15 protein-coding genes are annotated in these 16,181 nt (G+C 58.3%); 7 read left to right on the top strand and 8 right to left on the bottom strand.

Annotated features, from left to right (window positions below; genetic code table 11):
• Positions 1 to 237 precede the first annotated feature (237 nt).
• From plsY to ABWV47_RS19810, 6 genes are all read right to left on the bottom strand, one after another.
• On the bottom strand, positions 238 to 849 hold the full coding sequence (plsY, locus tag ABWV47_RS19835; RefSeq protein WP_353315065.1) for a glycerol-3-phosphate 1-O-acyltransferase PlsY: 612 nt from the start codon (positions 847 to 849) through the stop codon (positions 238 to 240).
• Positions 849 to 2,123 carry a dihydroorotase gene (gene pyrC / locus ABWV47_RS19830; RefSeq protein WP_353315063.1) on the bottom strand — a complete coding sequence of 425 codons (1,275 nt, stop codon included), beginning with the start codon at positions 2,121 to 2,123 and terminating at the stop codon, positions 849 to 851. Before pyrC ends, plsY begins: the two co-directional genes overlap by 1 nt.
• Before the next feature lie 55 nt (positions 2,124 to 2,178).
• Positions 2,179 to 2,613: a hypothetical protein gene (locus ABWV47_RS19825; protein WP_353315062.1), complete on the bottom strand. Its 435-nt coding sequence runs from the start codon at positions 2,611 to 2,613 to the stop codon at positions 2,179 to 2,181.
• A complete protein-coding gene (locus tag ABWV47_RS19820; RefSeq protein WP_353315061.1) occupies positions 2,610 to 3,116 on the bottom strand; it encodes a hypothetical protein in 507 nt (168 codons plus the stop codon). Before ABWV47_RS19820 ends, ABWV47_RS19825 begins: the two co-directional genes overlap by 4 nt.
• The gene (locus ABWV47_RS19815; RefSeq protein WP_353315059.1) at positions 3,116 to 3,679 is read right to left on the bottom strand and encodes a hypothetical protein; all 564 of its coding nucleotides are present in this window, start codon (positions 3,677 to 3,679) and stop codon (positions 3,116 to 3,118) included. Before ABWV47_RS19815 ends, ABWV47_RS19820 begins: the two co-directional genes overlap by 1 nt.
• A gap of 105 nt (positions 3,680 to 3,784) precedes the next feature.
• Positions 3,785 to 4,744 carry an aspartate carbamoyltransferase catalytic subunit gene (locus tag ABWV47_RS19810; protein ID WP_353315057.1) on the bottom strand — a complete coding sequence of 320 codons (960 nt, stop codon included), beginning with the start codon at positions 4,742 to 4,744 and terminating at the stop codon, positions 3,785 to 3,787.
• Between the two features lie 113 nt (positions 4,745 to 4,857).
• Here ABWV47_RS19810 and ABWV47_RS19805 point away from each other — a divergent pair, with 113 nt between their 5' ends.
• The 5 genes from ABWV47_RS19805 to ABWV47_RS19785 all read left to right on the top strand — a co-directional run bounded on the left by ABWV47_RS19805 (position 4,858) and on the right by ABWV47_RS19785 (position 11,819).
• Positions 4,858 to 5,667, top strand: coding sequence for a uracil-DNA glycosylase (locus ABWV47_RS19805; RefSeq protein ID WP_353315056.1), 810 nt, complete (start codon positions 4,858 to 4,860; stop codon positions 5,665 to 5,667).
• On the top strand, positions 5,664 to 6,269 hold the full coding sequence (locus ABWV47_RS19800; RefSeq protein ID WP_353315055.1) for a metallophosphoesterase family protein: 606 nt from the start codon (positions 5,664 to 5,666) through the stop codon (positions 6,267 to 6,269). The genes ABWV47_RS19805 and ABWV47_RS19800 overlap by 4 nt, the downstream gene beginning before the upstream one ends.
• A gap of 9 nt (positions 6,270 to 6,278) precedes the next feature.
• Positions 6,279 to 6,821: a molybdenum cofactor biosynthesis protein B gene (moaB, locus tag ABWV47_RS19795; protein ID WP_353315053.1), complete on the top strand. Its 543-nt coding sequence runs from the start codon at positions 6,279 to 6,281 to the stop codon at positions 6,819 to 6,821.
• Between the two features lie 141 nt (positions 6,822 to 6,962).
• Entirely contained in the window at positions 6,963 to 8,417 is a 1,455-nt protein-coding gene (locus tag ABWV47_RS19790; RefSeq protein WP_353315052.1) for an efflux RND transporter periplasmic adaptor subunit, read from the top strand.
• A 3-nt stretch (positions 8,418 to 8,420) separates the two neighbouring features.
• Complete coding sequence (locus tag ABWV47_RS19785; RefSeq protein ID WP_353315050.1) at positions 8,421 to 11,819, top strand: efflux RND transporter permease subunit; 3,399 nt, start codon at positions 8,421 to 8,423, stop codon at positions 11,817 to 11,819.
• A 15-nt stretch (positions 11,820 to 11,834) separates the two neighbouring features.
• Here the strand turns inward: ABWV47_RS19785 and ABWV47_RS19780 are convergent, their stop codons facing one another.
• Complete coding sequence (locus tag ABWV47_RS19780) at positions 11,835 to 12,641, bottom strand: protein-disulfide reductase DsbD domain-containing protein (RefSeq protein ID WP_353315049.1); 807 nt, start codon at positions 12,639 to 12,641, stop codon at positions 11,835 to 11,837.
• Between the two features lie 181 nt (positions 12,642 to 12,822).
• Between ABWV47_RS19780 and ABWV47_RS19775 the strand changes: the two genes are divergently transcribed.
• A complete protein-coding gene (locus ABWV47_RS19775) occupies positions 12,823 to 13,377 on the top strand; it encodes a YqgE/AlgH family protein (RefSeq protein ID WP_353315239.1) in 555 nt (184 codons plus the stop codon).
• 8 nt (positions 13,378 to 13,385) lie between these two features.
• Here ABWV47_RS19775 and ABWV47_RS19770 read toward each other — a convergent pair whose 3' ends face one another.
• Entirely contained in the window at positions 13,386 to 14,315 is a 930-nt protein-coding gene (locus ABWV47_RS19770; RefSeq protein WP_353315237.1) for an L-threonylcarbamoyladenylate synthase, read from the bottom strand.
• Positions 14,316 to 14,449: 134 nt separating this feature from the next.
• On the opposite strand from ABWV47_RS19770, the gene ABWV47_RS19765 reads away from it, so the two are divergent.
• Positions 14,450 to 16,171, top strand: a complete 1,722-nt coding sequence (locus tag ABWV47_RS19765) for an acyl-CoA dehydrogenase (protein WP_353315047.1) — start codon at positions 14,450 to 14,452, stop codon at positions 16,169 to 16,171.
• The last annotated feature ends 10 nt before the right edge of the window (positions 16,172 to 16,181 follow it).

Genomic DNA, 16,181 nt, shown 5'->3' with positions numbered 1-16,181 from the left:
TCCGCAGTTGAAAATCCGGACAAGACGTGTGGGTCCGAATAGGGCGAACACAAAATTACGCGTTCAATGGTCTGAATGGTTTCGCACGGCCTCCCCTTAAGAATTCAGGGTCGCGGGCCAATGCGTGGTCGTTAGTTATTTTAGCTCATTAACGTAGGGTAATTTTGCCCGCATAAGGTGATTTCGTCAAGTCGGGTTTGTTGTAGTTTTTGCGAAAATACCGATCCCGTTGATGTCTCAAGCTTTCTTCGCGCCGATCTTGGGTTCTTCCCCATTGCGCAGGCGCGCAATGTTCTCTTTGTGTCGCCAGAGCACAATCACCGTTAAGAAAACCGCCAGTACAATAGCGGATGTATATCCGAAAATCGCCATCCAGAGCGCGCTGCTGCAAGCGGCCACAAGCGCTGAGAGTGAGGAAATACGACTTACGGCGGCTGTCGCCAGCCACGTCAGGCAGCACGCAATGCCCACAGGCCACGCCAAGGCCAGCATCAGTCCCAGGAATGTCGCCACGCCTTTGCCACCTTTAAAGCCAAGCCAGACGGGGTAACAATGGCCCAAAAACGCCAACAAGCCAGCCATCTGCGCGGCATCTTCGCCTGCCATGGCACGGGCAAGCAGCACCGCAACAGTGCCTTTGCCGCCATCCAGCACCAAGGTCAAAGCGGCCGCCTTTTTGGATCCAGTGCGCAGCACGTTGGTTGCACCGATATTGCCCGACCCGATGTCGCGCAGGTTGCCCAAGCCCATGATTTTGGCCAGCACCATGCCAAAGGGGATGGACCCTAGCAGATAGCCCATCACAGCCCAGAGGATCAGCCCAAAGGGCGCGGTTTCAATGATCGGCATCAATCTCTCCGGTAAACGGCTTCGCCAGCCACGTAGGTCGCCAGAACTTTACCCTGCATTCGGGCGCCGTCAAACGGTGTGTTTTTGGATTTAGACCGCAGCTTAAAACGGTCCAGAACAAAGGGGGCGTCCGGGTCAAACAGCACGAGGTCCGCAGGCGCGCCCTCGGCGATGCGGCCACTGGCCAACCCCAAGCGGTTGGCTGGGTTCAACGACAAAGCACGAAACAGCTCGGGCAGGGTCAATTGCTGATTTTGATACAGTCGCAACGCCGCTGGCAACAAGGTTTCCAGCGCCACTGCTCCGGAAGCGGCCTCTTCAAACGGCAACCGCTTGCTCTCCTCATCCTGAGGTGTGTGCATCGACGAAATCACATCAATCAATCCGGATTTTACCGCCTCGATCAGCGCCACCCGGTCGTCTTCCGCCCGCAGCGGAGGTTTGATTTTGAAGAAGGTGCGATAGTCCGCCACATCCAACTCATTGAGTGTCAGGTGATGGATCGAAGTGCCTGCGGTGATATCCAAGCCATTGGCTTTGGCGCGTTTCAAAGCAGGTAGGGCGCGGGCGGTGGTGATCTGATCCGCGTGATATTTGGCCCCAGTCATCTCGACCAAAGCGATGTCACGGTCCAGCCCCATGCGCTCGGCCATTGGCGACACTGAGGGCAGTCCGCGCAGCGCTGCAAACTTGCCGGATGTGGCTGCGGCGCCGGATGAAAGGGTCGGCTCCTGTGGGTGGGCAATCACCAAGGCGCCACAAGACCGCGCATAGGTCAGCGCGCGCGACAACACTTTGGTGTCACGCACCACGTGATCACAATCGGTGAAGGCCACAGCACCGGCGTCCATCAGAAAGCCGATCTCGGTCATTTCCCGCCCTTCGCGCCCCTTGGTGAGTGCGGCCATGGGTAAGACATTCACCGGCGCGGCCTCATTGGCGCGGCGCTCGACAAATTCCAGCACTTCGGGTGTGTCGATGGCGGGAAGCGTATCGGGCCGCGTCACCATGGTGGTCACGCCACCTGCCGCCGCCGCCGCGCCCGCAGTCTTGTAGCTTTCCTTGTGGCGCTCGCCGGGTTCACAGACCTTCACGCCAATATCCACAATCCCCGGCGCAAGGCATTTGCCGCCGCAGTCGATCACGGTCTCAGCTGTGGGGGGGGCGTCTTGGCTAGTGGCGGCAATCACCCCGTCCTGAACCAAAAGCCAGCCTGCCGCATCGGTTCCGTCTGTCGGGTTGATGATGCGGGCGTTGGAAAAAAGCGTGCTCATTGCGGGGCTCCGTAAAAGGAAACGAGAAGGGGAATTAGGGGAAAGGCGCAGGTCGTCATTTGTGGGCCTCGCGATGCCGATTGATTGCAGCGATCGTGGCTGTTGGGTCGGACTGATACTTGATCAGATATTTGTCGCCGGTCTTGGTGATCACCTGCACAAAACTGCCCAATTTATTGAGGGCATCGATGGTGCTCAGAGAGATCATGCGTCCGCCGGGGCCCAAAAGGCGCTGGTTGGTCAGATCCCAACGCACACCCATCTCGTCAGACATAAGGTAGCCGGCGCGCACCATCACCGCGGCCAAACCACCCACGGCGCCAGTCCAGACATAGGGGTTGCCCACGGCCCAGAGGATGCCCATTCCGGCGGCCATTGCGCCAGCGGCCAACCATGCGTTGGTTCGCAGATAGGTTGCGCGTTCGGCCATGAAGCTTTGTTGCACGGTTTCGCCGTCAAGCAGTTCTGCGGTGGGGGTTAAGGTCATCATATCGCGACGGCTCCGCTTTGGTCGTTTTGGGGCTTGCGCGACACGATTGTTGTTATCTCTTGGCGGACGGTCTTGCGATTTGGAACGAACAGCATCGTCACACTATCAATAGGGCGCAATCGGACAAGGATGCCCCAGAACATCCATGGCTTTACTGAGCGGATTTTTTCCAGATCAATACTGGACGGCGACCCCTCTTCAGCCGGATTGAAAAAGATCAGTCGTCGATCTGTGAGTACCCAAAGGTCGCCGCGCCTCTGACGCCACTCAAAAACGTCGTCAAAGACAAACGCGTAAAATGCCATGGAAACCAGCATTGAACCGATCCATGTCAGGGCCGCGTGCCCGTCAAACGCTTGATCCAGAGATGCCCCTAGGAAAAGTGCGGTGACAAAGGAAACAAAGACCAGCTTTGTCAGAAACAGACGAAACACTGGGCGCCATAAATGAAGGGTATTTTCGCCGTCTTGTATGTCAATTGAGGGGGGGAGATCTGTGGGCATCAAAACATCCACATCGCGAGAGCGCCAATCAAAACAGCAAGAATGGGAAGCGCCACCAAAGCCGCCATCACCGTCACATATGGGTTGCGCGGGTTTGGGGGCGGCGGCGTTTTATCACCTTCCGGTGCGGACTCTGACGCAGCGTTGCTGACTAAGGGCTCAAAATGTACAGGTGCACCTTCTTCTTTGTAGGTCCCCAGCCACCGCAGGGGTTTATGTGGATTGAGGGCTTGTTCCGTTTCTTTGAACGCGGAGGACACAATCACCATAACCCAGCCGGTTTGTGCCGACAGCCGTGCGCCATCTTCAACCAAATCCGCCTCAGCAATGCCCAGACCGTCTGTCATGTAACCGGTCAGACCAAGGTCTTCGAGATCGTCAATGTCAAATATCTCGACGAAATCTTGATCCAGATAGGTCGCACCCAAGGCTTCGATCAACGGCCAACGGATGACCGCGCCGTCCTCGTCATAGATTGGCTCACAAAACGCGGGTATCTGCTCTGACGGCAGATCAACGGCAAAGAGCCGCACCAAACCGCGTTCAGAAGCCGAGATCAGCACGTGTCTAACCCCCGATCCAAACCATCATGCCGACAAAGGCAAACATCACGATCAGCGCAATTGTGGCCACCCGGCCGGACATCTTAGGGTCTTTGGGATCTTCGCTCATACCGTGACGTCCTGCGCTGACTGGCGTGCTGCACGCAAATTGCGGGCCAACAGATCCATCGCCGCCATGCGCACCGCCACGCCCATTTCGACCTGTTCCTGAATGACGGAACGGTTGATATCATCGGCAATTTCGCCGTCGATTTCCACGCCCCGGTTCATGGGGCCGGGGTGCATGACAATCGCGTCATCTTTGGCATGGGCAAGTTTGGCCGCATCCAGCCCGTAGCGGTGATAGTATTCGCGCTCTGACGGGATAAAGCCACCGTCCATGCGCTCTTTCTGAAGACGCAGCATCATCACCACATCCACATCCTGAAGACCTTCTTCCATGTCCTCATAAATCTCAGCCCCAAACTCGGCGAAATTGGCGGGCACCAAGGTGGGCGGCCCGATTAAGCGCACCCGGTTTTCCATTTTGCCCAGCAGAATGAGGTTTGAGCGCGCCACGCGGCTGTGGGCCACGTCGCCGCAAATCGCAATGTTTAGACGATGCAAGCGACCCTTGGCGCGGCGAATGGTCAGCGCGTCCAGCAGGGCCTGCGTCGGGTGCTCATGGCGGCCGTCGCCAGCGTTCAGGACGGCGCAGTTTACTTTCTGGGCCAGCAGATCCACCGCGCCGGAATGGGGGTGTCGTACCACCAGCAGATCAGGATGCATTGCGTTTAGCGTCATGGCGGTGTCAATCAGGGTCTCCCCCTTTTTGATGGAGCTGGCCTGCATCGCCATGTTCATCACATCCGCGCCCAAACGCTTGCCTGCAAGCTCAAAGCTGGCCTGTGTGCGCGTGGAGTTCTCAAAGAACATATTGACCTGCGTCAGACCCCGAAGAGCATCAGAGTGTTTTTGCTCGCGGCGGTTGAGATCGACATATTGATCCGCCAAATCCAGCAGGGTTGTGATTTCCTCGGGCCGCATGGGCTCGATCCCCAGAAGGTGCTTTTGGTCAAAGCGCATGGCCTGTTCCTTATGCTGGTGTTGGCCTGCTTATAGGTAGCGTTTTAGGGCGGGGCAAGCGTGTGGCGCGATGTGCTCTTTTGTCTGCAGAGGCGAGGGGATAGTCTGGCATCATGGAATCGGCAATTGACGCTCAGACACTGGATTATCACACCGCACGCGCGCTGCTGGAATGGCAGGTGGAGCTGGGCGCGACCGAGGCGATTTTGGATGGGCCGTTTGACCGATATGAGGCCCCAAAAGAAGCGCCCAAAATGGCGCAGTCTGCCAGTGCGCCTGCGGAACACGACACGCCGCCCGTTGCCGCGCCGACAATCGATCCGGTTGTAGAAGCGCAATCCGCTGCAAAAGCGGTCAAAACGCTCGAAGAGCTGGAGGCCGCGATGGCAGCCTTCGAGCATTGTGAGTTGAAACGCGGTGCCCGCAAACTTGTGTTCTCTGATGGCAATCCAGCGGCGCGGGTGATGATCATCGGCGAGGCGCCGGGGCGGGATGAAGATCGCGCCGGAAAGCCGTTTGTGGGCCGCGCAGGTCAGCTGCTGGACCGCATGTTTGCCGCCCTTGATATGGGGCGCGAGGCTGCGCAGTCACGGGATGCAATTTACATCACCAACGTGTTGCCATGGAGACCGCCGCAAAACCGCGAGCCTGAGGCGCGTGAAATCGGCATGTTGCTGCCGTTCCTTGAGCGCCACGTAGAGATTGTCGCCCCGGATGTGATCGTGTTGATGGGCAACATCGCCTGTCAGGCCGCTTTTGGAAAGCGCGGCATCACCCGGCTGCGGGGGCAGTGGCAAGAGGCCTTCAGCAAACCTGTGCTACCGATGTTTCACCCGGCATACCTGTTGCGACAACCCCAAGCAAAACGCGAAGCTTGGGCAGACTTGCTGAGCCTGAAAGCGAAACTTGGAGAGCTTTCTTGAAAATTCTCGCGTTTTCCGACCTGCACCGCGCCGCATCCGCAGCCCGCCGTTTGGTTGCTGCCAGCCAAGAGGCTGATCTGGTCATCGCAGCTGGCGATTTCACCAACCACCGTCAGGATTTGGAAGGCGCGCTGGGGTTGATCGCCGATATCGCTGCGCCAATCGTAATGGTGCCGGGCAACAACGAAAGCGAAGCGGAACTGCGCGCGGCAGCGCCCACCAACGCAACGGTGCTGCACGGCGAGGCCTATGAGTTCGAAGGCCTGCGTCTGTTTGGCCTCGGATATGCGGTTCCGGTAACGCCGTTCAAAGACTGGTCATGTGATTTGGATGAACCCTCCGCCGCTGCCATGTTGGCGGCATGTGGTGACACTGACATCCTGATCAGCCACTCACCACCCAAAGGTGTGGTGGACGTCACCTCAGCTGGCGTCTCGTTGGGCTCCACAGCTGTGCTTGAGGCCATTCAGCGCATCGCACCGCCGCTGGTTGTGTGCGGACATATCCATGATTGCTGGCGCAAAGAGGCGATGGTTGGCAACAGCCGTGTGGTGAACCTTGGGCCTGTCGGCATGTGGTTTGACATCGATCCATCCAACTAGGAGACCCATATGGGCCGCATCGACGAGACCAAAGACTTTATTCCGGTCAAAATAGCCATCCTGACGGTGAGCGATACGCGATCGCTGGCTGAGGACCGCTCCGGCGACACTCTGGTGGCGCGTCTTGAGGCGGCGGGCCACGTCCTGGCAGATCGCAAAATCATTCGCGATGAGCGTGCGGAGATCGCCGGTCAGCTGCGCGCATGGTGCGCCGACAAATCCATCGACGTGATTATCTCCACCGGTGGTACAGGGCTCACCGGACGGGATGTCACAGTCGAGGCCCATCGCGATGTCTATGAGAAAGAAATCGACGCGTTCGGCACCGTCTTCACCATGGTCTCTATGCAGAAAATCGGCACCAGCGCGGTACAAAGCCGTGCCACCGGTGGGGTGGCGAATGGCACCTATCTCTTTGCGCTCCCCGGCAGCACCGGCGCATGTAAGGATGCATGGGATGGTATTTTGCAGGCGCAGCTCGACTATCGGCATCTGCCCTGTAATTTTGTGGAAATAATGCCGCGTCTGGATGAGCATCTGCGGCGAAAGTAACCGGTGGCGGTTTTTTTTGATCTAAAGCCAGAAAATGTGACGGAAAATTTGCGGTCGTGCGTATCACGGTAGCGTTGCCTTGGCATTTACCGGCGGCAGGCGCATCATGGGCATGAATGGCCACGCGGAAAGGCGCAGCGTATGAGATTTTTGCGGCAGAGTTTAACTGGGCTATTTTTGCTGTCGGTGACGGCGGCCTTCCTGTTGTATGCAGGCAATCTGGTGCGTGGCGCGGTTGAAGAGCGCCTGTCAAAAGACAGCAGCGGCCCCCCTGCGCGCGAGCGGGTGTTTACCGTCAACGTGATCGAGGCCCAGCCAGGCGTGCAAACCCCTGAACTTGTGGCCTTTGGCGAGGTGCAAAGTCGGCGCTCTCTTGAGGTGCGTGCCGCCGCCGCAGGCAACGTTGTGCAGCTGTCAGACAATTTTGAGGATGGCGTGAAGGTAGACGCGGGCGAGGTCTTGGTCAAAATTGACCCGGCAAAAGCGCGCTATGCCTATGATCGGGTGGTCAATGATGTGCTCGATGCACAAGCCGAGCAGCGCGATGCCGAACGCACGCTGATGTTGGCGCAGGACGAACTGGCCGCCGCAGAATCGCAATTGGCGCTGCGCCAAAATGCATTTGACCGTCAGGTCGACCTACAAGAGCGCGGCGTAGGCACAGCCGCAGCCGTGGAGGTTGCCGAACTGGCGCAGGCCGCCGCCCGACAATCGGTGTTGTCCAATCGACGCGCCTTGGCACAGGCTGAGGCGCGGATTGATCAGGCCGTTACCCGGCTGGATCGCACCAATATTCAGCGCGCAGAGGCGCAAAAAGATTTGGATGACACCGTGATCACGGCTGATTTCAGCGGCACTCTGTCTGAGGTGACCATTGTTCAGGGCGGACTTGTGTCGATGAATGAACGTCTGGCCACCTTGATTGATGCAGAGGCTCTGGAGGTGGCATTTCGCATTTCCACGACTCAATATGCGCGGCTGCTGGATGACAATGATGATCTGCACCGCGCAGAGGTGACTGTATCGCTTGATGTGTTTGGCGCAGATCTGACCGCAACAGGTGTGATCACCCGTGATGCGGCTGCGGTGGGGGATGGGCAATCCGGGCGCGTGCTCTTTGCACGGCTTGACAGCCCGCGTGGACTAAAGCCGGGCGATTTTGTCACCGTGCGTGTCAAAGAACCCGCACTGGACGATGTGATCCGCCTTCCGGCATCTGCGATCAATGCCGCTGGCGAGGTTCTGGTGGTGGCTGAAGGTGACCGGATACAGTCTTTCAAGGTGCGCCTGGTGCGTCGTCAAGGCGACGACGTGCTGGTGCGCGGACGCGGTCTGGCCGGGCAACGGGTGGTGAGCCGGCGCACGCCGCTCTTGGGCGAAGGCATTGCGGTGAAACCCATCTCAGGCGACACGTCAGTCGTCGCCCCCCCGGCAACGGTCGCGCTCAGCGATGAGGAACGCGCGAAGCTTGTGGCGGCGGTGGAGGCAAACGGGCGCATGCCCGATGCCGCGAAAAAGCGCATTCTGGATGCGCTGAGCAAGCCCGAAGTTCCCGCGCAAATGATCGAACGTCTTCGCAGTCGGATGGGGGGCTAAATCATGCGGCAGATTGGCGACCGCGCCAGCGGCATTCTGAGTTACTTCACACGCCATCGCACCGCGGCCAATCTGTTGCTGGTGGTGCTGATTGTCGCTGGGATCGCCGCGATGCCGCGCATGCGCACACAGTTCTTTCCAGATGTCGTTGTCGACAACGTGACCGTGTCGGTTTCGTGGGAAGGGGCCGGGGCTGCGGACGTCGATGCTGCCATTGTGCAGGTCATGGAACCCGCCCTTTTGGGGGTTGAAGGTGTCGAAAGCACCGCGTCGCGCTCCACCGAGGGCAACGCCCAGATCACAATGGAATTTGATCCGGGCTGGGACATGGCGCGTGCCACCGATGATGTGCAGGTTGCAGTGGATGCGATCACCACTTTGCCAGCCGAAGCTGATGACCCGGTGGTGCGGCGAGGGGCATGGCGTGATCGGGTGACCGACGTGGTGATCACTGGTGCGGTTGACGTCGATCAGCTGGCACGGTTTGCAGATGAATTTGTGGTTCGCCTCTACGCAGAAGGTGTGACCCGCACCACCATCCGCGGCCTTGCTGAGCGCCAGACCATTGTCGAAGTGTCCTCGGTTGATCTGATCACCCATGACATTTCAATTGCCGAGATTGCTGATGCCATTTCGCAGGAGGTGAACGCCGACCCGGCCGGGGATGTGACCGGCGCCTTTGCCCGCGTGCGCACCGGTGTAGAGAAGCGTGCCCCTGATGAAATCGCCGCGATTGTACTGCGGTCCAATCCAGATGGCACAAAGCTCAGCGTCGAAGATGTTGCAGAGATCCGCTTAGAAGGCGTGGATCGGAACCGATCCTATTTTGTGGGCGAGAACCCTGCGATGTCGATCCGTGTGGACCGCTCTGATGCTGGTGACGCGATTGCCATTCAAGAAACCGTGGAAGAGGTCGCCGCTCAGATGCAGGCCACGCTGCCCAAAGGGGTGAAGCTGGAGCTGATCCGCACACGTGCCGAAGCCATCACCGGACGTCTGAACCTGCTGGTCGACAACGGGTTGACGGGACTTGGGCTGGTTTTGGCGCTGTTGTTCTTGTTCCTCAATGCGCGCACGGCCTTTTGGGTCGCGGCGGGTATTCCCACAGCAATGTTTGCGGCTGTGGCGCTGATGTATATGGCCGGCCTTACCATCAATATGATTTCGCTGTTTGGTTTGATCATCACTTTGGGCATTGTGGTGGATGATGCCATCGTGGTGGGTGAACACGCTGATGCCCGCGCACGCCGATTGGGGGAATCTCCGATGGTGGCGGCAGAGAACGCTGCACAGCGGATGTCGATGCCGGTGTTCTCCTCGACGTTGACAACCGTCATTGCCTTCTTTGGCCTCGTTGCGATTGGGGGGCGATTTGGCGATCTGATCGCAGATATACCGTTTACTGTGATTGTTGTGTTGATCGCCTCCTTGGTAGAATGTTTCCTTATCTTGCCACACCACATGGCGCATGCGATTGCCAAATCCACCAAGGAAAACTGGTACGATCTTCCCAGCAAATATGTGAACCGAGGCTTTCGCAAAGTGCGCGAGAACCTGTTCCGTCCATTTATGCGGTTTGTGATTTGGGCGCGCTATCCGGTGTTGGCGCTGGCCCTTGTCGCGCTGGCCTCACAAGCCGCGTTGTTCATCAACGGTGATGTCAAATGGCGGTTTTTTAACGCCCCAGAGCGGGGATCGGTGACCGGTAACTTTGCCATGCTGCCCAGTGCCACACGCGCCGACAGCCTTGCGATGATGAAAGAAATGCAGCGCGCCACAGAGGCGCTGGGTCGGGACTATGAAGAGCGCTACGGGCGCAACCCGCTGGACTATGTGATCGCCGAAATTGGCGGCAACTCTGGCCGTTCGCTGCCCGGCGCCTCCTCGCTGGATCCTGATCTGTTGGGCGGAATCGCGATTGAACTCATCGACGCCGACTTGCGCCCTTACTCGAGTTTTGCCTTTGTCGGCGAGCTGCAAGACAGTGTTGCCCGCCACCCGCTTGTGGAAACCATCAGCTTTCGTGGATGGCGGTCTGGTCCGGGGGGGGACGCCTTGGATGTCGAGTTCTACGGCGCAGACAGCGACACGCTCAAGTCCGCCAGCGAGGCTCTCAAAACCGCTTTGGAGCAATTTGGCGAAGTCTCAGCGGTCGAGGACAATCTCAGCTATGACAAAGAAGAGCTGATCCTTGATCTGACTCCACATGGCCGCGCGCTTGGCTTTTCGATTGATGCGCTGGGGCGTGAATTGCGCCACCGCCTGAACGGGCTGGAAGCAGCCACCTACCCGGACGGCCCCCGCAGCGCTGCCATCAGAGTGGAACTGCCTGCAGGGGAGCTAACCGCGGATTTCTTAGAAGGCTCTTTGATGCGCACGCCACAAGGCGCTTATGTGCCGCTTGCGGATATTGTCACCGTGCAAAACCGCACAGGCTTTAGCACCGTGCGCCGCGAAAATGGCGTGCGGCTGATCAATGTCACCGGCGACATCTCTGAGGATGATCCCGCCCGTGCCCAAGCCATTCTGGAGCAGTTGCGCGGCGACATTCTGCCCACCATTGCCAGCGAACAACAGGTCGAATGGCGTATGGCCGGGCTGTCAGAGCAAGAAGACGATTTTCTCAAAGATGCGCGTACGGGGCTGATCCTGTGTTTGACAGGCATCTATCTGGTGCTGGCGTGGGTGTTCTCAAGCTGGACACGACCGATGGTCGTTATGGCCATCATTCCCTTCGGCCTTGTTGGCACAATCTACGGCCACCATTTCCACGGGGTGCCGCTGAGCATGTTCACCGTCGTCGGCCTGTTGGGCATGACCGGGATCATCATCAATGACAGCATCGTTTTGGTCACCACCATTGATGACTACGCGGCTGATCGTGGAATAGCGCCCTCCATCATCGATGGCGCTGCGGACCGTTTGCGCCCAGTGTTTCTGACCACAGCCACGACGGTTTTGGGTCTGATGCCACTTTTGTTTGAGCGCAGCCAGCAAGCTCAGTTCCTGAAACCTACGGTGATCACACTGGTGTATGGGCTGGGTTTTGGCATGATCTTAGTGTTGTTGGTGGTGCCTGCACTCATCGCCATTCAGGGCGACATTGCGCGTCAGATGCAGGCCTTAGGCCGTGGACGTCGCGCCAAAGGCATCCGTGCACCTGTGGTCTTGGGCGGTCTGGCCATTGCAACGTGGATGGTGCTTACCTTGGGCTGGATGGTGGTCTATGGCGCGCTGCACCCAGCTCTGCTGACACTCTTGCCATACCTTGGGATGGTGACATCGCCCATCATGGCGTTGCTGCTGTTCTGCGCGGGCGCGCTCGTGGCTTCGGTATGTGCCTATGGGATGGGCGCAGTTTGGATGATGTGGCGGAGCCGACGCGCAAATGTTTCCGCCTGATCGTGTGACCGGCTGTCAGCCCGAACAGCCGTGAATGTCGACCGCATCTCCGCCGCTCAGAACGGTAAAGCGTAGATCAGAACGGTTCACCATAAATGCACTGTCTGTGACGTGCATCATTTCGGTTTCCGTGACCAAAGTATTGCCGGACCGGGTTGTTGTGCCTTCCGCCACCCAAATTTCGGGGTCAGCGGTCTCCACAACGGCGACTTCTGCATTACCGACGACGGGCATGTGAATGCGCGCTGTAAGCATCACACCGTATTCACTCGGCGCAAGGCTACAGGTCACTTTGCGAACGCCTGCCTCATCTGCTGTCAATGGTTGATCGACCAGAGCCGCTGCGATCCGCGCGTCCCGGGCGCCAATTTCTGGCAGCTCGGCCTTTACCTTCAACCGCTGTGGCACGCACACATCACGGCACACGCCAATGTCCAAAACGGCCTTCAGGCGCACGGGCTCACCTGCATTCTTGGGGGCGATACTCAGGGGCAGCACCAGCTCATCGGTATAGCCAATCGAGCGCATGTCGTTTTGCCAAAACACCTCAGGCGTGGGCCATGTGACCGACAGATCCTCTAAATTGCGCGAACCTTTCCACGATATCTGTGGAGGAATGCCCGCATCGCCCGGTGCACGCCAATATGTTTTCCAACCCGGATTGAGGGTGATGCGCACCGCCGCCATATGGGTGCCATCGTCGTTGCGCCATCCGGGCAGCACCTCCGCCTGAACAACCTGGTCAAAAGACTGAGCGGTGGTTTGGACGGGCAGCACTGCGGCGCTGAAGGCGGCAGCCAAGAGGGCGTTGGATTTGATCATAGGTTTGACATGGGCCATTCTGAGATAAAATCCAACTCACAATTGGGCGAGAAACTTGTGGGAAATTGAAACAGATTGCTTACCTCTTGCGCATAAGGTGTGCACATCACATGTTGAATAAGCAAACCAAGCACTTGCTTAAGGGGATGTTTTGAAGAGCTCAGACAGCACTGACAACAGCCTGGACCTCACAGGTCAGGTTTTGGTCGCCATGCCGGGGATGTCCGACCCGCGTTTTGCACATTCTGTGGTGTTTCTATGCGCTCACTCTGGTGACGGTGCCATGGGATTGATTGTCAACAAAGCGATTGACGGCGTGAACTTGGCGGACCTGTTTGAGCAGCTCTCTATCACGCCAAAGCACCGAGAATTTCGCGCAAAACTGTTCTTTGGTGGGCCAGTGGAAACGGGGCGTGGCTTTGTGTTGCATTCCCCTGAATACAAATCCGACCTGAGCAATCTGGAGGTTGGGGAGGCATTTGCGCTGACCACAACGCAGGACATACTGGATGACATGGCGCAGCAACAAGGCCCGCTTAAATCGTTGACCTTACTTGGGTATAGCGGTTGGGGGCCGGGACAGTTAGAGCGCGAAATAAGCGAAAATGGCTGGCTGGTGGCGGAGGCGACAAATCGTTTGATTTTTGAAACGCCCAATGATCAAAAATGGGCGGAAGCACTCAAAAGCATTGGGGTGGACCCTCTGACGTTAAGCGCAGCAGCGGGGCATGCTTAAACATTCGCCTAGTGGTCTCTCGGAGCCGCCGCACGGCGTAAGCGATCATTGATCGCGCGGCCAAGTCCGATGTCTGGAACCGGCGATACTGCAATTGGCGCATCGCTCTGTGCATCCAAGGCATGCAGATGGAGAAACAGATTTGCAGCCGCTTCCACCAGATCGGCCGCCGGACTTAAATTGAGTGTGGCGCCTTCGACGTTGCCAAAGCCCAACAGCCGTTCATGGTCCGAAGTCTCCGTTGCATTAAGACGCACGGTGGCCCCGGGTGCATAGTGTGACAGCATCTGACCTGGAGCGGTCAGCGGGTCTGCCTCTGACCGGGTTGCGAGCGGACCGCCCAAGGCGATCTCTAGGGCTTCTTGCGGCAATCCACCCGGACGAAGCAGGGTCGGGGCGTCGCCAAGACCCAAGATGGTGCTCTCTACGCCCACACCACAGGCACCGCCATCCACCACAGCCTCGATCCGACCGGTCAGACCGTCGATCACGTGTTGCGCCTGTGTTGGGCTGATCTTGCCGGAGGGATTGGCAGAGGGGGCCGCAACCGGTCCGTCAAACTCTGCCAGTAGGCGTTGGGCGACTGGATGGGCGGGCACACGGATTGCCAAAGTGGGCAGGTCAGCGGTTACAAGCGGCGACAGCCCCGCGTCTTGGCGCAACGGCAACACCAACGTGAGCGGTCCGGGCCAGAACGCAGTGGCAAGGCGGTCAGCCAGATCGGTCCATATGACGTAGCGTTTTGCCGCGTCTATATCAGCCACATGCACAATCAACGGATTAAACGTGGGTCGCTGCTTGGCCTCAAAAATACGCGCCACGGCGGCGTCCTGACGCGCGTCAGCGCCAAGCCCGTATACAGTTTCCGTGGGAAAAGACACCAATCCGCCTGCACCCAGAACGTGAGCCGCGCGGACAAATCCCTCGGTGTCTGGCATGAGAATTTGTGTATCCACGCGTGGGCTCCTGTGACGCTGCGTTCTTCTTTGATAGGCCGCTTGTGCCCTTTATCGTAAGGTCAAATGCTGCATACAAGCGCAAGCAACCCTTGCCAAGCCTGCCGGAGAATTAGATGCCTTTTCGCGCCCCCGTCACCGACTTTCAGTTCCTCTTTGATCATGTCGTTGATTTCGCCCAAGTGACCAACACCGAGCGTTTCGCGGATGCTGATCGTGACACAACTGAGGCCATCCTTTTGGAAGCGGGCAAAATGGTTGAAGAGGTCATGGCGCCGATCAATCGCAATGGCGACCTACGGCCAGCCGTTTTGGAAAACGGTGTTGTGCGCACCAGCCCCGGCTTTGGCGATGCCTACAAACAGATAGCCGAAGGCGGCTGGATCTCCACCAGTGCCTCGCCGGAATTTGGCGGCATGGGGCTGCCCCACTCGATCACCACGGCCGTGAACGAAATGATGGCGTCCGGCTGTCTGTCTCTACAGCTCAACCCGCTGATGACCCAGGGCCAGATCGAGGCGTTAGAGCATCACGCCTCTGATGAGATCAAAGCCACCTATCTGGAAAAGCTGATCACCGGCGAATGGGCTGGCACGATGAATTTGACCGAACCTGCAGCGGGCTCTGATGTTGGGGCGCTTCGCTCAAAGGCGGAGCCAAATGGCGATGGCACCTACGCGATCACCGGTCAGAAGATTTACATCAGCTGGGGCGACAACGACTTCACAGGCAACGTGTGCCACCTCGTTTTGGCGCGTTTGCCTGACGGCGTGCCCGGCACCAAAGGCATCAGCCTGTTTATCGTGCCCAAACTGATCCCCGATGAGAACGGCAAGCCGGGTGTGGCCAACACACTTGGTGTGGTCAGTCTTGAGCACAAAATGGGTCTGCACGGCTCCCCGACAGCTGTGATGCAGTTTGACGGTGCCAAAGGCTGGCTTGTGGGGCAGGCCAATGATGGCATGAAATGCATGTTCACCATGATGAACAACGCCCGTCTGGGGGTGGGCGGTCAGGGCGTTGGCGTTGCCGAAGGCGCCTATCAGAAGGCGCTTGGCTACGCGCTGGAGCGCAAACAGGGCCGCTCGCCGATTGAAAACGGCACTGGCACCATTTTGGATCACGCCGACGTGCGCCGCATGCTTGCCGGCATGAAGGCGGATATCTTTGCCGCGCGCGCCATCGAAATGGCCTGTGCTGTGGCGATTGATATGGGCACCGCAACCGGTGAAAAAGACTGGAAAGCCCGCGCGGCTTTCCTCACGCCAATTGCCAAAGCCTTTGGCACCGACGTGGGTATGAAAGTGTCTGAAGATGGTGTGCAGGTGCACGGGGGCATGGGGTTCATCGAAGAAACCGGTGCGGCGCAATTTTCCCGCGATGTGCGTGTGACCGCGATCTATGAAGGCACCAATGGCATCCAAGCCATGGACCTTGTGGCGCGCAAACTGATGGATGGTGGCGATGCGGCTTATGCATTGCTTGATGAAATCGAAGACTGCGCGGAGAAGGTCCGCAAAACCATGCCTGCGCTGGCTGAGCCGCTTTGGCAGGCCACTGAAACCCTGCGTGAAGCCACGGAGTGGATGGTGGCCCAAGGCAATTTGAATGAGCGTTTTGCCGGCTCTGTGCCGTTCCTGCGCGGCTTTGCCCGCGTGTTGGGCGGCTACTACCACCTGCGCGCCGCAATTGCGGAAGGTGGTGCAGGTCCACGGTCGCGTCTGGCACAGTTCTACATCCAACGCCTTCTGCCCGAACATGCTGGCGTTCTGGCGCATGCCATGCAAGGTGCTGATGACCTCTACGCGATCACACCTCAAGATCTGGGTGCCGCATAAAGAAAGATAC

It is taken from the genome of Shimia sp. NS0008-38b (genome assembly GCF_040370365.1).
GTDB lineage: Bacteria > Pseudomonadota > Alphaproteobacteria > Rhodobacterales > Rhodobacteraceae > Shimia.
Note: the sequence above shows the minus strand (reverse complement) of the source record. Positions and strands in the feature narration are given on the sequence as shown.